Source organism: Microcoleus sp. S28C3 (genome assembly GCF_036700785.1).
GTDB lineage: Bacteria > Cyanobacteriota > Cyanobacteriia > Cyanobacteriales > Microcoleaceae > Microcoleus > Microcoleus asticus.
Map to the genome: position 1 here is coordinate 1 of NZ_JAUBPO010000143.1, position 13,872 is coordinate 13,872.

At 44.9% G+C, this 13,872-nt stretch carries 9 protein-coding genes; 3 read left to right on the forward strand and 6 right to left on the reverse strand.

Annotated features, from left to right (window positions below):
- The first annotated feature begins 763 nt into the window (after window positions 1–763).
- On the forward strand, window positions 764–2,485 hold the full coding sequence (ggt, locus tag QUA13_RS28780) for a gamma-glutamyltransferase (protein ID WP_333204044.1): 1,722 nt from the start codon (window positions 764–766) through the stop codon (window positions 2,483–2,485).
- A gap of 469 nt (window positions 2,486–2,954) precedes the next feature.
- Entirely contained in the window at window positions 2,955–3,830 is an 876-nt protein-coding gene (locus tag QUA13_RS28785; protein WP_333204046.1) for a choice-of-anchor L family PEP-CTERM protein, read from the forward strand.
- A 423-nt stretch (window positions 3,831–4,253) separates the two neighbouring features.
- On the opposite strand, the gene QUA13_RS28790 is transcribed toward QUA13_RS28785, so the two are convergent.
- The 4 genes from QUA13_RS28790 to QUA13_RS28805 form a co-directional block, all read right to left on the reverse strand.
- Window positions 4,254–5,357: a pentapeptide repeat-containing protein gene (locus QUA13_RS28790; protein WP_333204048.1), complete on the reverse strand. Its 1,104-nt coding sequence runs from the start codon at window positions 5,355–5,357 to the stop codon at window positions 4,254–4,256.
- A gap of 305 nt (window positions 5,358–5,662) precedes the next feature.
- The gene (locus QUA13_RS28795; RefSeq protein ID WP_333190288.1) at window positions 5,663–6,511 is read right to left on the reverse strand and encodes an alpha/beta hydrolase; all 849 of its coding nucleotides are present in this window, start codon (window positions 6,509–6,511) and stop codon (window positions 5,663–5,665) included.
- Window positions 6,512–6,704: 193 nt separating this feature from the next.
- Window positions 6,705–7,430, reverse strand: a complete 726-nt coding sequence (locus QUA13_RS28800; RefSeq protein ID WP_333204050.1) for a DUF3120 domain-containing protein — start codon at window positions 7,428–7,430, stop codon at window positions 6,705–6,707.
- Window positions 7,423–8,007: a hypothetical protein gene (locus QUA13_RS28805; protein WP_333204053.1), complete on the reverse strand. Its 585-nt coding sequence runs from the start codon at window positions 8,005–8,007 to the stop codon at window positions 7,423–7,425. Before QUA13_RS28805 ends, QUA13_RS28800 begins: the two co-directional genes overlap by 8 nt.
- A 579-nt stretch (window positions 8,008–8,586) precedes the next feature.
- Between QUA13_RS28805 and QUA13_RS28810 the strand changes: the two genes are divergently transcribed.
- Window positions 8,587–9,816, forward strand: coding sequence for a ferrochelatase (locus QUA13_RS28810; protein WP_333204055.1), 1,230 nt, complete (start codon window positions 8,587–8,589; stop codon window positions 9,814–9,816).
- Window positions 9,817–10,190: 374 nt separating this feature from the next.
- Here the strand turns inward: QUA13_RS28810 and QUA13_RS28815 are convergent, their stop codons facing one another.
- A complete protein-coding gene (locus tag QUA13_RS28815; RefSeq protein ID WP_333204057.1) occupies window positions 10,191–11,951 on the reverse strand; it encodes a methyl-accepting chemotaxis protein in 1,761 nt (586 codons plus the stop codon).
- A gap of 149 nt (window positions 11,952–12,100) precedes the next feature.
- Entirely contained in the window at window positions 12,101–13,771 is a 1,671-nt protein-coding gene (locus QUA13_RS28820) for a methyl-accepting chemotaxis protein (RefSeq protein WP_333204059.1), read from the reverse strand.
- Window positions 13,772–13,872 lie beyond the last annotated feature (101 nt).

The window sequence follows — 13,872 nt, forward strand, 5'->3', positions numbered from 1 at the left end:
CGTTGCCGTTGGAGTATGGACGTTTGCCGGTCTTTGGGCGAGCGCACTTTTTGACCTGCTTAGTCTAAACTCCAATATTTAAAGGCACAACAGCTTAGTTCGGACATTTTTTGATTTCCAACCGTATAATAAGGGTTTCAAGGCGATTCCGCGATCGAGATACCAACGTAAAATCGAGGGGTTAAGACTATGAAATCAAAACTGTCCGGACTATGGAGCGGATACAAATAAACATAACGTGGGGAGAGGCGGGTTTTGCACCCATAAACTGGCTCTTAGTATACATATTCCGCGCTTTCGGAGTCCTACAATACCCTACAAGATATTAAGTTTTATTTGCGGTTCCCTACTTGTCAAGAGTGGGTAAATCCTGTTTTATTGATTAACTCACCAGTCCAAAAACTGCAAAAAAACGGATCGCATAGGTCTGCTAGGTGTTGCATTGCAATAGCAATCACCTAAAATTTTTAATGCCTTGTTTTTGATGTGTCAACTACTAATTTTTTTTCTGCATTCATCAGCTTTATTTAAATCACTATTTAATCAATAAAAATGCTTTTTCAAGCTTGTTTAATTATTAAGTTGCCATAAGCTGTCCCTCATTTCTCTCTTCCTCTTTCACCGCGAGAGCCTCCCAGGCTCATATCGTTTCCCCGTCTGCCATAACAGGTAATTTATCTGCGGTTGAGATGGGTACCGCTCGGTTTTAGCGAAGATGAGTGTAAAATTATACTGTAAAAAATTCTCGAATCACCCGTAAAAAATGTTGCCAAAGTTTTTGAGCAAAGTGCAAATTTATACTTGTTTTCTAACAGTCTTGGTTTGCGGCGGCTGCCAGCAGCCGCCGTCAAACTTGCAGCAGCGCAACAAACAGGGCATGGCTGTTTCGGCTCACCCTCTGGCGAGCGCTGCGGGGCTGGATCTGCTGCAACAGGGGGGCAATGCAGTGGATGCGGCGGCTGCTACGGCTTTGGCTATTTCGGTGGTGGAGCCTTTTTCGGCGGGTATCGGCGGCGGGGGTTTTTTGCTGCTGCGGCGGGCCGAAACGGGGACTGTGCAAGCGCTGGATTTCCGGGAACGAGCTCCGATAAGGGCTGCGCGGGATATGTACCTCGACAAGCAAGGCAAGGTGCGCCAAAGGGCAAGTCTGGACGGGCATTTGGCGTCGGGAATTCCGGGCACTGTTGCTGGACTTTATACAGTGCAGCGGGAGTATGGTAAGTTGCCTTGGGCTGCGGTGGTGGCGCCAGCGATCGCCCTGGCTGAAAAAGGCTTTCCGGTAAGTTCGCGGTTTACCACGGCTACCCAGCAACGACATGATGCTATCAAAAAAAACCGGGCGGCGCGGGAGGTTTTTACTCGTGGTGGCATTTTATACCAGCCGGGTGAGATTTTGGTGCAGCGGGATTTGGCGCGGACTTTGCGACAGATTGCTGAAAATCCGCAAAGTTTTTATAGCGGGGACATTGCACGGGCGATCGCCGCCGACATGGCTAAAAATGGCGGCATTATCACTCTCGAAGATTTGAAAAACTATACGCCGATTTGGCGAAATCCAGTTTGCGGCAACTTTCGGGCTTACGAAATTTGCGCCATGTCGCCTCCTTCTTCCGGCGGCGTTCATTTGTTGCAAATCTTAAATATTCTGGGAGATACCGATCTCAAGAGGTTGGGGAGGCAAAGTCCAGATACTTTGCACTTGCTGGCGGAGAGCATGAAGATTGCTTATGCTGACCGGGCTGAGTATTTGGGCGACCCGGATTTTGTGAGTGTACCGGTCAAAGCTCTGACTAGCAGCAATTATGCCAAATTGAGACGATCGCAAATCCAAATGTCAAAAGCCAGACCCTCCAGCGAGATAAAAGCTGTTGACGCTGAAACTTTGAACCGTCTCCTGTGGGAGTCTCCGGAAACTACACACCTGACGGTAGTTGACAAAGAGCGCAATGTAGTAAGCTTAACGTTTACGGTGAATGGGGGTTTTGGGGCTGGAGTCGTAGCTGCGGGTACGGGAATTTTGCTCAACAACGAGATGGACGATTTTGCCGCAGCGCCTGGAGTGCCGAATTTGTTTGGTTTGGTGGGCGGGGAGGCAAATTCGATCGCCCCGGGCAAAACTCCTTTATCGAGCATGACGCCGGTCATCGTGACAGAAAATGGCAAATTTCGCCTCGCTGCGGGAGCTCCCGGAGGCAGCACGATTATTACCACGGTGCTGCAAATTGTACTGAACGTATTGGTTTACGACATGAATGTCGGCGATGCTGTGTCTGCACCTCGGGTACACCACCAGTGGCAACCGGATCGCCTGATGGTGGAACGGGGAGGTTTTGAGGCTGCGACGCTTTCGGAGTTGCGGCGGCGGGGACACCTGATTGTGGAAAGCGACGGCTGGGGCAATGCCAATGCGATCGTCCTGACTGGGGATGGTTGGTTGGAAGGGGCTGCCGATCGGCGCGGGGAAGGAGAAGCAAGGGGGTTTTAGTAATCAGTCAGTCGATTAGAGATTTTTGATTTTAGACTTCGGCGAGGCGTCGAGCCGCGCTCAATCGAACGATTTTAGATTTACTCCACAGATGAATCTGCGAGCTTGAACTAGGTCGAAAATTACGATCTCTCCACGACAGGAGTCTGGGGCTTGTATGCGTTTTTGGGCGGAGTCATTAGTCATTAGTCATTTTGGCGATCGCAAACAGTATCAAAACCCGGTTTCTTTGGTTTCCAGTGCATAAGTCCTAAAATTATTAGTCTGTGTACGTCTGTTTTTGTATGCGTATTTTTGCAGTGAGGTTTATGTGCTGACTAACTGCCAGCAATTATCAAAATAATGAAGCACAAAAAGCGTAAATTTACTTAGATGTAAAATTATTGTAAAGGCACTAGACATTGATAGCTAAATAATGTAAAAATTAAGTTAAGCATAAAATCAGGTTTGTATTTTTACGGAAAAACTTATGATAATTACTCACAAAATTGCTGCCTTAACTGCTACGTTAACTACTGCTATGAGCTTGTGGACAGCACCAGCAATGGCATTTTCGGTAGGGGCAACTAATAACATTGAGACTTTGAAAAATAATTTGTTGGGGGCTAATACAGTCGGATTGAGTAATTTCTCTGTTTCAATTATGGGTAATTCGGCTGCTTTTGGTACTTTCACTAATGACCCCTTCGGTTTGACATCAGGTGTTGTTCTCAGCACTGGTAAAGTGGCCGATATACCGGGTCAAAATCGGTACGATAACGACAAGATCGGCAGCGATTTAAGCACGGACTTTGGACCTGAAGGTGAACAGGGGGATGTGACTCAGCTCAACCTCAGCTTTTTTGCTAATAGCACTGTTGAAAAATTGTTCTTTCAATATGTATTTGCTTCTGAGGAGTTTCCTGAGTTCGGCGGTTCTAAATATAATGACAATTTTGAACTGCTGCTGAACGGCACTAATTTGGCCAAATTGAGCGACGGAAAAACAGTTAAAATTAATAATCTTGTTCCAGATCCAAAGCATCGCTCTAAAGATCACCCCGACTATATTGACAACCCAAGTTTGACAGGTATTGCTGCTAACATCGTTAAGCTCGACGGTTTTACTAAAGTTTTAGGTTTTGAGGGTTTGCTCAAGCAAAATCAGACGAATGTTCTCAGTATCCGCATTAAAGATGTGGGCGATGGCAATTTAGATTCTGCTGTATTTATTAAAGGCGGTTCTGTGGGGACGGTTCAACCTGAACCGGTTCCAGAACCGATGACTGTGGGGGGTTTGATGGCCGGAGGTGCTATGCTGGCTGTTGGAAAAAAGTTACGCGCTCGCCGTGCCGGAAGTAATTAATAACGGAAAGAAGAAGGAAGAAAGAAGAAGGTAGAAGGAAAAAAGAGGAAGCGTTTTGGCGGTTGCTGTAATATAAAGCTCTATTAACAGTGTTGGAGGCAGACACGGGCTTTGATGAACCAAAAGACTTCGTTGCAGTCCTTGAAGCGGATAAAAAAACTCGGTTTGTGCGATCGCGAGCTGGTAATATCATCTCAAGTAATTTAACCGCTATGGGTGCGCATTGAGGAATGCAAGTCCTGATAAAATTCAGACGACGAACTTCCTCACTACCAACCAATTTTATTGCAGTTGTTCTAGCGGACATAATATAAGTTTTGATCCAAAATTCGCGACGAAGGGCGGATTTTTGTGTTTTTTTGGTTGCAGCCAATATTTCGGGTAAAACCCGGGCCTACAGCAACTGACTACAAACTAAATCGTTTAGCTGTGAACCGTACCGTCGGGTAAGATTGTACCTGTTAATGTAGTTCGAGTGAGTTTTACCATAACTCGATCGCCGTAACCGATTTTCGCTCCTGTTAAGTCCGCACCGCTCAAGTCTGCACCGCTCAAATCTGCTCCGATTAAGTTGGTTTCTCTCAAGTTGGCATTGATCAAACAAGCCCCTAACAAATTAGCCCTGAACAAGTTTGCTTTGTGCAAATTCGCGCCTGTGAGGTTGACGTTGTGTAGAAAAGCATCGCTTAAGTCGGCTTCACTCAGGTTTGCATTGCTCAAGTTTCTTCCTGAAAAATCCTTTTCTTTTAAGGAAGCTCCTTGGAAGTTGGAACCGCTCAAATCGGGAGCTTGCGGCGCAGCTTGGCGGTAAGACTGAGATGGCTGCGGCGGGGGCGATTGGTAGCGGGACGCATCTGAATAAGGCCCTGAAGGATTTCCAGCATAATTGCCAGCATATTTTCCTGGAGAGGTTTCAGAAGAGTAGTGGGGTTCTTTTGGGTTTGCCGGCGGTGGCTGGGTGTTTTGGTGTTGGGTGTTTGGATACTGAGTATTTCTGTACTGAGTGTTTTGGTACTGAGTGTTTTGTGGCTGAGTGTTTCTGTACTGAGTATTTTGTTGCTGGGTGTTTTGTTGCTGGGTGTTTTTGTGCTGAGTATTTTGTTGCTGGGTGTTTTGTTGCTGGGTGTTTTTGTACTGAGTATTTTGTTGCTGGGTGTTTTGTTGCTGGGTGTTTTTGTATTGAGTATTTTGTTGCTGGGTGTTTTTGTATTGAGTATTTTGTTGCTGAGTGTTTTGTTGCTGGGTGTTTCTGTACTGAGTATTTTGTTGCTGGGTGTTTCTGTGCTGAGTATGTTTTTGCTGAACGTTCTGATTCTGACCTCTTGGTTGAATCGATCGCAATTGTTCGCGAGCTTGATTAATTTCCTTAATCTTTTCTTCAGCTTTCTGTAGTAGTCGGGGATTATCTTTGGGGATGCGATCGGGGTGCCAAATGAACGCTAAATCCTTGTAGGCTTGGCTAATTTCTTCTCTGGAAGCTCCCGGCAACAGTTCCAGCACTTTATAGTATTGGTCGAGGTCGTTCATTGTACCACCTTTCGCTTTAAGAAATTAGGAATTAAAAATTAAGATCAGAGCAAAAACCACTGTCAGTCGATTTGAGATTTGAGACTTCGGCGTGACACGTTCGGCGAGACGTTGGGCGATCGCTCAGTCGAGCCGTCGAGCGCTGAGTCGAACGATTTGAGATTTACTCCACAGATGAATCTGGGAGCTTGAACAAGAGTCTAAAATTTTAGGCTGCTGGCAACTCCTGTTGTTCGCAAGTATCCGTTTTTGGGCGGGGTCAAAGCTTGCTTGTCCGATCGTACATTAGATGAACAATAACTCAGCTAAGCCGCTGCTGGCAAAAAGTCTCGAATTCGCTGCAAGTATGTTGCTGCATCCTCCAGCATCGGAAAGTGAGCCGTATTGGGAATTATAACAAATTCTACTTTTTTGCTGAGGGAGGCCGCTTGCTCTCCCATGATGGCAGGGATAATTTGGTCAAATTCTCCGGCCACAAGCAGTGTGGGAACACTCAGCCGCGCAAATTCTTGGGGCATTTCCTCGGCTGCTCTTTTGCTAACAGCCGTCACCATTGTACCTATAGCAGCTTGCTCGTCTGCCATTAAAAAATCCTTCAGAAACGCCAGACTGACCTCTGTGGGCAGCGAACGGCGCAAAAACCGGGCCATAAATAGCCGATCGGCAAACGGGATCGATGCCAACCAAGATGGCCTAAATTTTACCACATAGCCGCCGAATTTGTGAAAAGTTGTAAAGGCTTTTTCATCGTATTCAAAAATCCCGCTGCAAGTGAGAATTGCTTTTTCTACTTTTTCGGGATAAAGGTTGAGAAATAAAGTAGCAATTGATGCACCTGTAGAGTGAGCATTGAGAAAGACGCGGCTTAAATTCAGAGATTCTAATAATGCAGCTAAGTCGCGGGCGTAGGTTTCGAGTTCGTAGCTGGACTCAGGAGGCTCTTTCGGCAAGGGCGATCGACCAAAACCTCTCATATCGTAGAGCAAACAATCAAAATCATCCGCAATAGCCCGTGCCGTGCTTTCCCAGTAGCGCGCTGATCCCGCCCAGCCGTGCATAAATACCATCACTGGTTTGCCGCTGGGTTGGGCACTGTTATCTGCCGTTATCCACTCGTAATAATGTTCTACACCGCGAATTGAAATGAGAGACATGATCTTGATTTGGGATTTTAGATTTTAGATTTTAGATTTTAACTCATAATTGTTCACTAAATACCCAAATTCCCGACTTCTTTAATAAATCGGGAATCTCAAGACTAGATATCTCAAAAAAGCTGCGTTAATCTGCGTCAACCCGCCCACATATGCGCTCAAAAATTACCAACATAGGAACCAATCATAAATCTTAAGCCGCAGAAGCAGCCAGCCAAAATAAACCATCTACCAAAAGCGTGCTTAACACCGCTCCGCTAAACGCGCGCCAGTGCAGGTGCGTGGCGCGCAAACTCAGCAAACCGACTGTTAGCAACACAGCGATTAAAACTAGAGCGCAACCTATGCCCCAAGGAGTTTCAATTTGACCGATCGCACTTTGAAAAATCGGCATAGCTAATTCCGGTTCCGCGTGCATCACTTGGCGCCAGTAGGGCATCAACCCAGTTAAATAAAAATATAAATCAGTAATGGCAGTACCCAATAGAGAACCTAAATAAAAATAGCTGCCAACTTTCCCCCAAGATTTGCCCAAGCACCAAATAGCAAAAGGCAAGCCAATTGCTTCTATAGGTAGATGTAAAATAGGTTCCCATCTGAACCAGCCCCAATAGATAGAACCTGCCAGCCAGCATCCGGCAAATCCTAATAATAAATCTCCCCAAAGTTGTGTTTTGGGGCGGAAAATGAGGATTAAACTAAGTACGAACCAGGGGATAGTTGATAGCAAACTGATGGTTGGATATAAACGCACTAACGGTGCTTGCACGAATACTGGAATTGAAACTAAAAATGCTGAGGCGCTAAATATTAACCACTGTTTGAGGCTGTTTGTTGTGGCTGAAGTGACAGAATTGTCGAGGCGGGCGATCGTGGCAATAGGTGCGATGGCTGAGGATACTAAATTTAGATTAAACAACTGATTGGACTCCGTATTGTTTCAATAGGTGGACTAAAAATTTTGCTGCGGTTGTGGGTGCGACAGTCTCAATGCCGGCGGCGGTTTGGCTGACGTGCCAGCCTTTTGCCGTTTGGGGATCTCGCCATAAATCCAAATGTTCGATCGGCGGATCTGCATAAAAGCTTTCTCCACCGCTGCCGAGAATTGCCGAACTCCAGTGCGTAAAGCGATCGTGGCTGATTCGGTGGATGGGAAAATTGCCCGCCAGAGGTACTCCCCAACCGTCTAAGGCAAAAAATGCCCCGACTTTGCCGCCGAGTTGCTGCCACATCCAAGCCGCCCCGATCGCCCCGGCTACTCCTGCCGAAAAGCTGACAAATACTAGGCTTTCTCCTGCTAACTCTTGGCTGTACAAAAAGTGCAATATGTCAAAAGCAGAAAAAGGCGGATATTTATGAGCGGGAAAAATCTTGACAGGCTCGACTATTTGCTGGTTTGGGCGATCGGCTGCCAGCCCCCAAAGCCCCGAAAGTCCCGTCAGGAAACAGTCGGTTAGCTTTGGTTCGTGGACTCCGGGGCAAATTACCAGTCTCATAGTTCGTCAAGAAAGTTAATATAGTTCGCAACATAACTTTATCATATGCCTACTATATCATATACTACCCCAGGGGATAGGGTGTTAAAGTTATAATAGAGTCAAGTTTGAAGAATATCCCCCCAAGTTAAAAGCTGGGAACGCTCCAAACCGCATTAATCTGAGGCAAGGTGAGGGAGTCTTAAGAAAACATAAAACTTATCCCCCCAGGCCCCATTCCCTGTCAAGCTTAGCAAAGCCTGATTCTAGTTTTAAGCAGTTCTGTATTTAGATTTAACTTTTCTGGTGGCGTCGAAGCCGACCCCACAAAAGCTTAAAGAAACATGATTGTGAAAATTAGAGGCCTGCCAGCTTAGCTGCCCTACGAATTTCGGGTCAAGGTCAAAAAACCGACTTAGGACTGATGCTCATCAATCCGGTTTCTAGGATAAATAAGAGGTTTGACCGGGAAGTATGGGCACAGAAATCGGGAATCAGCCCCGCGCACGTCAGTCGTGCGATCGCAAACAATGAAAAATCTCCCATTCACCCTTCATCCTGCCTGGATCTCTTAGAATAAATAAAATTGAGGAATACAAAGTGGTTGCTTCTCCAGAAAAAATCGATTTCAAAACATCTGCAGCACCCGCAAGTAACGATCGGGTTGCTGTATTGCTGATGGGTTACGGCGAAGTCGAAAGCTACGACGATTTTGCCAACTACAACGAACAAGCTTTAAATTTGCTGACGGCAAAGTTTGCGCCAGTACCGCTTTGGATTTATCCGCCGCTGGCTAAGATTTTAGCAATCTTTGACTTGCACGAGTGGAGTCACCAACACGGTCAATTCGTTTCGCCGCACAATGCTATTTTTGAACAGCAGCGCGCTGGGATTGAAAAGAATTTACAGGAGAAATGGGGCGATAAAGTAAAAGTGTTTAAAGCTTTTAACTTTTGCGCGCCGTTTTTGCCGGAACAAGTAATCCCTCAAATTCAAGCAGAAGGATTTGACAAAATTCTGATTTATCCGCTGTTGGTAGTTGATTCTGTTTTCACCAGCGGCATTGCAGTCGAACAGGTGAATAAAGCTTTAGCACAAACCTTTGATGGTAAGGAACATTGGGTAAAAGGACAGCGCTACATTCCTTCTTTTTACGATGAACCTGCTTACATCCAGCTAATGGCGGATTTGGTTGAAGAGGAAATTAAGAACGATTTAGCTGTAGCGCATTTGCCTTCTCAGATTGGGATTGTGCTGATGAATCACGGTTGTCCCCACAAAGCGAAGGGCTTTACTTCGGGAATTGTGGAAAGTCAAGCTTTGTACGATCGCGTGCGGGAACGTTTGATGTATCGCTATCCTTTGATTTCGGTAGGTTGGCTGAACCACGACACGCCGCTGATTGAATGGACGCAGCCGGATGCGACGTTGGCTGCGAAGAATTTGATCGATTTGGGTGCAACTGCGATCGTCTTTATGCCGATCGGATTTGCGACAGAAAATCACGAAACTTTGTTAGATGTAGACCACATTATTGAGTCTTTGCAGAAACAGCGTAAAGGAGTTACTTACCGCAAATTGCCTTGCGTTAACGACCATCCAGAGTTTCTGAAAATGGCCGCTGAGTGGGCAAACCCGCAGATTGAAGCGTTGTTGAGTGAAACTGCGGTTGCTGTTAATCCGAGTTTGGCTTCCGCGCACCGCGAGCACAGCCATTCTCATGAAGGGCACGGGCATTCTCATGGGGATCACGGTCATTCTCATGGCGGGCACGGGCATTCTCATGGTGAACACGGGCATTCTCACGGCGGGCACGGGCACAGTCATTAATTAATTGAGTTAAAAAGTCGATAGCCCTTTGCTTTTTTTAGAGAAAGGGCTATTTTTGGGCTTATTTATGGTACTGTAAAACTTAACAATGACAGCCACAATCTTGTTGGGTAAAAAAATGGGAATAATCTCAGTGACGTAATAGATCCCTGGAAATCGCTAATAACCCGCAACTTGGCTTCTTATACAAAAGACAGATTAGAGATTAGAGTATAATAAAAATTATTTTCCCGTACATTCCTGGTTTCATATCAAATCTGCGCTTCATCGGAATAGTAAAGTGGCAACCAAATATAAGCGCAATTTTCAGTTGTTTGACTCAAAGTGAACTGTTAATGATCGTGAGGAGTGCAACCGGAATCGATATAATCTTTCTATTTGGCACTCAATACTTTAAGATTTTGAGCTGCATCGTTTAGTAGTTGAGTACCTACCTTAGTTTGATTAATACCGCTAGCAGTTTGTTTAGCTCCAGAATTGATAGTATTCATTGCTTCAACTACTTGTTGAACGGCTAATGCTTGTTGCATGGCATTGAGAGAAATTTGTTGATTCTTCAAAACGATATCGTTGATAGAAGCGAGAGTCATTTGTTGATTCTTCAAAACGCTATTGTTGATAGCTGTAATGGTCATTTCTTGATTCTTCAAAACGATATTATTGATCGACTGTGTTACCTCTTTAAAAGCTTGGGCTGTATCTTGAGAAAGTTTGATACCTTCTTTGACAGTTTTCGTGCCTTCATCTGTAGCGATGACTGTGGAATTGATCGCGTTCTGGATATCAGTAATGATGGTATTAATTTTCTCGGCAGATTTTTTGCTCTGATCTGCCAGCCGGCGAATTTCATTAGCTACAACTCCAAATCCTTTACCGTGTTCTCCAGCCCGAACAGCTTCGACTGAGGCATTCAAAGCTAACATATTCGTCTGATTAGCTAAATCCGTTACAGTGCCTGTAATGCTGCCAATCTGAGTAGTCTGCTCGCTCAATCGCATAATCTGTGCGGCGATCGTCGCCACTTTTTCTCTCAACTCAGACATTCCTTCTAGAGATTTCTCCACTACCTTATTGCCATCTTCCGCCTGGTTTAAAACTTGACGTGCCCCTGTGGCTCCTTCCTCCGCCTGGTTTAAAACTTGACGTGCGCCTGTGGCTCCTTCCTCCGCTAGGTTTAAAACTTGACGTGCATTATCCAGCGCTGATTCTGCTTGCTCTGCTGATTGGCGCGATGATGCTCCCAATTCATCCATTGTGGAAGTAGTTTCATTCACCGCCGTTGCTTGCTGATTGACGATCCGTTCTTGCTGCTCAACTGTAGCGGCAATTTGGCTGGAAGAACTGACTATCATATTGACAATGCCTTTGAGGGCTTTGTCGATGGGCTTTGCGATCGTAATGCTCAAGAATATTCCCAAAATAATCGCTGTCACCGGACCTAGAATCATACCCACAACAACCCAGAATCCAGTCTGATGTATATCCAGATCGGCTGATTTCTTAGTCTTGTCTGCAATCTCTTGATTGAAGGCTATAACTGATTTAATTGAATCTGTAGCTCTCTTAAATAAAGGCTCCTCTGTACTTGAGCCATAGTCATCCATTTTGGTACGGATTTCCAGTGCTGTTTTAACTGCCGCGATTTCTGGTGAATTTCCCTTACCCTGACTAATTAGCTGAACCTGCCTTTTCCAGGGATTGCGGATGCCAATTTGGTTATAGTCTTGTTCTATATTCAGCAATGTTTCATGGGCTTTCTTCCAAGCATCCCAGTTTTGTTGAAATTCTTTGTAGTTTTTATCTTCCTCTGAGGTATTCGGGATCTTTTCGTATTTTTGAAAGTTTTCGTTGATTTGTTTCCAGGCATTCTGAATTCTAGCTAATGCCTCTTGCCTTTCTGGATTAGTCATTTCTGGATCGAAGAGTAATTGCTCTGATGCCTGAATTTGAGTCTTTCCTTCGTTGATATTCCACAATGCAGTCACGCTTGGCAGGCTATCCTCACCGAGGGTATTGATGTGTACACTTAGCTTGGAAACCCCGCTCCACCCTACCGCAGCAAACACGAAGACGATCAACCCCATTAATATAAAAGCGCTGATTAGTTTTGTTTGTAAGTTCATGTTGCGAAACATAGTTGTTCTCCTGGCTGTGGCTGGCTATAGCTGAATTAAATTATAAGCTTAAGTACAATCATCGTATTAATATCCATAATTTATCTTTACAGATTAGAGATTAGAGGAAAAAAAATATTTTTCCGTACATTCCTGCTCCCATAATCTCTCTATTTAGCACTCAATGCTTTAAGATTTTGAGCCGCACCGTCTAGTAGTTGAGTACCTATCTTAGTTTGATTAATGCCGCTTGCAGTTTGTTTAGCTCCAGAATTGATAGTATTCATTGCTTCAACTACTTGTTGAACGGCCAATGCTTGTTGCATGGCATTGAGGTAAATTTGTTGATTCTTCAAAACGATATTGTTAATAGCTGTTATCGTCATTTCCTGATTTTTCAAAACGATATCATTGATCGACTGTGTTACCTCTTTAAAAGCTTGGGCTGTATCTTGAGAAAGTTTGATACCTTCTTTGACAGTTTTCGTGCCTTCATCTGTAGCAATGACTGTGGAATTGATCGCGTTCTGGATATCAGTAATGATGGTATTAATTTTCTCGGCAGATTTTTTGCTCTGATCTGCGAGCCGGCGAATTTCATTAGCTACAACTCCAAATCCTTTACCGTGTTCTCCAGCCCGAACAGCTTCGACTGAGGCATTCAAAGCTAACATATTCGTCTGATTAGCTAAATCTGTTACAGTGCCTGTAATGCTGCCAATCTGAGTAGTCTGCTCGCTCAATTTCATAATCTGTGCGGCGATCGCCACCACTTTTTCTCTCAACTCAGACATTCCCTCTAGAGATTTCTCCACTACCTTATTGCCATCTTCCGCCTGGTTTAAAACTTGACGTGCGCCTGTGGCTCCTTCCTCCGCTAGGTTTAACACCGCACGGGCATTGTTAGATGCTGATTCTGCTTGCTCTGCTGATTGGCGCGATGATGCTCCCAATTCATCCATTGTGGAAGTAGTTTCATTCACCGCCGTTGCTTGCTGATTGACGATCCGTTCTTGCTGCTCAACTGTAGCGGCAATTTGGCTCGAAGAACTGACTATCATATTGACAATGCCTTTGAGGGCTTTGTCGATGGGCTTGGCGATCGCCACAAAGAATATTCCCAAAATAATCGCTGTCACCGGACCTAGAATCATACCCACAACAACCCAGAATCCAATCTGATTTATATCCCGATCGGCTGATTGCTTAGTCTTGTCTGCAATGTCTTGATTGAAGGCTATAACTGATATAACTGAATTTGTAGCTCTCTTAAATAAAGGCTCCTCTGTACTTGAGCCATAGTCATCCATCTTGGTACGGAGTTCCAGTGCTGTTTTAACTGCCGCGATTTCTGGTGAATTTCTCTTACCCTGACTAATTAGCTGAACCTGCCTTTTCCAGGGATTGCGGATGCCAATTTGGTTATAGTCTTGTTCTATATTCAGCAATTTTTCATGGGCTTTCTTCCAAGCATCCCAATTTTGTTGAAATTCTTTGTAGTTTTTATCTTCCTCTGGGGTATTCGGGATCTTTTCGTATTTTTGAAAGTTTTCGTTGATTTGTTTCCAGGCATTCTGAATTCTAGCTAATGCCTCTTGCCTTTGTGCATTAGTCATTTCTGGATCGAAGAGTAATCGCTCTGATGCCTGAATTTGGGTCTGTCCTTCGTTGATATTCCACAATGCAGTCACACTTGGCAGGCTATCCTCACCGAGGGTATTGATGTGTACACTTAGCCTGGAAACCCCGCTCCACCCTACCCCAGCAAACACGAAGACGAGCAACCCCATCAATATAAAAGCGGTAATTAGCTTTGTTTGTAAGTTCGTGTTGCGAAACATAGTTGTTCTCCTGGCTGTGGCTGGCCAACAGTTCGGACATATTTTGGGAGAGTCAGGCTCTGAGAGAGCCGTATTCTAGGAGTTTTCGGTAGTTTGGATTT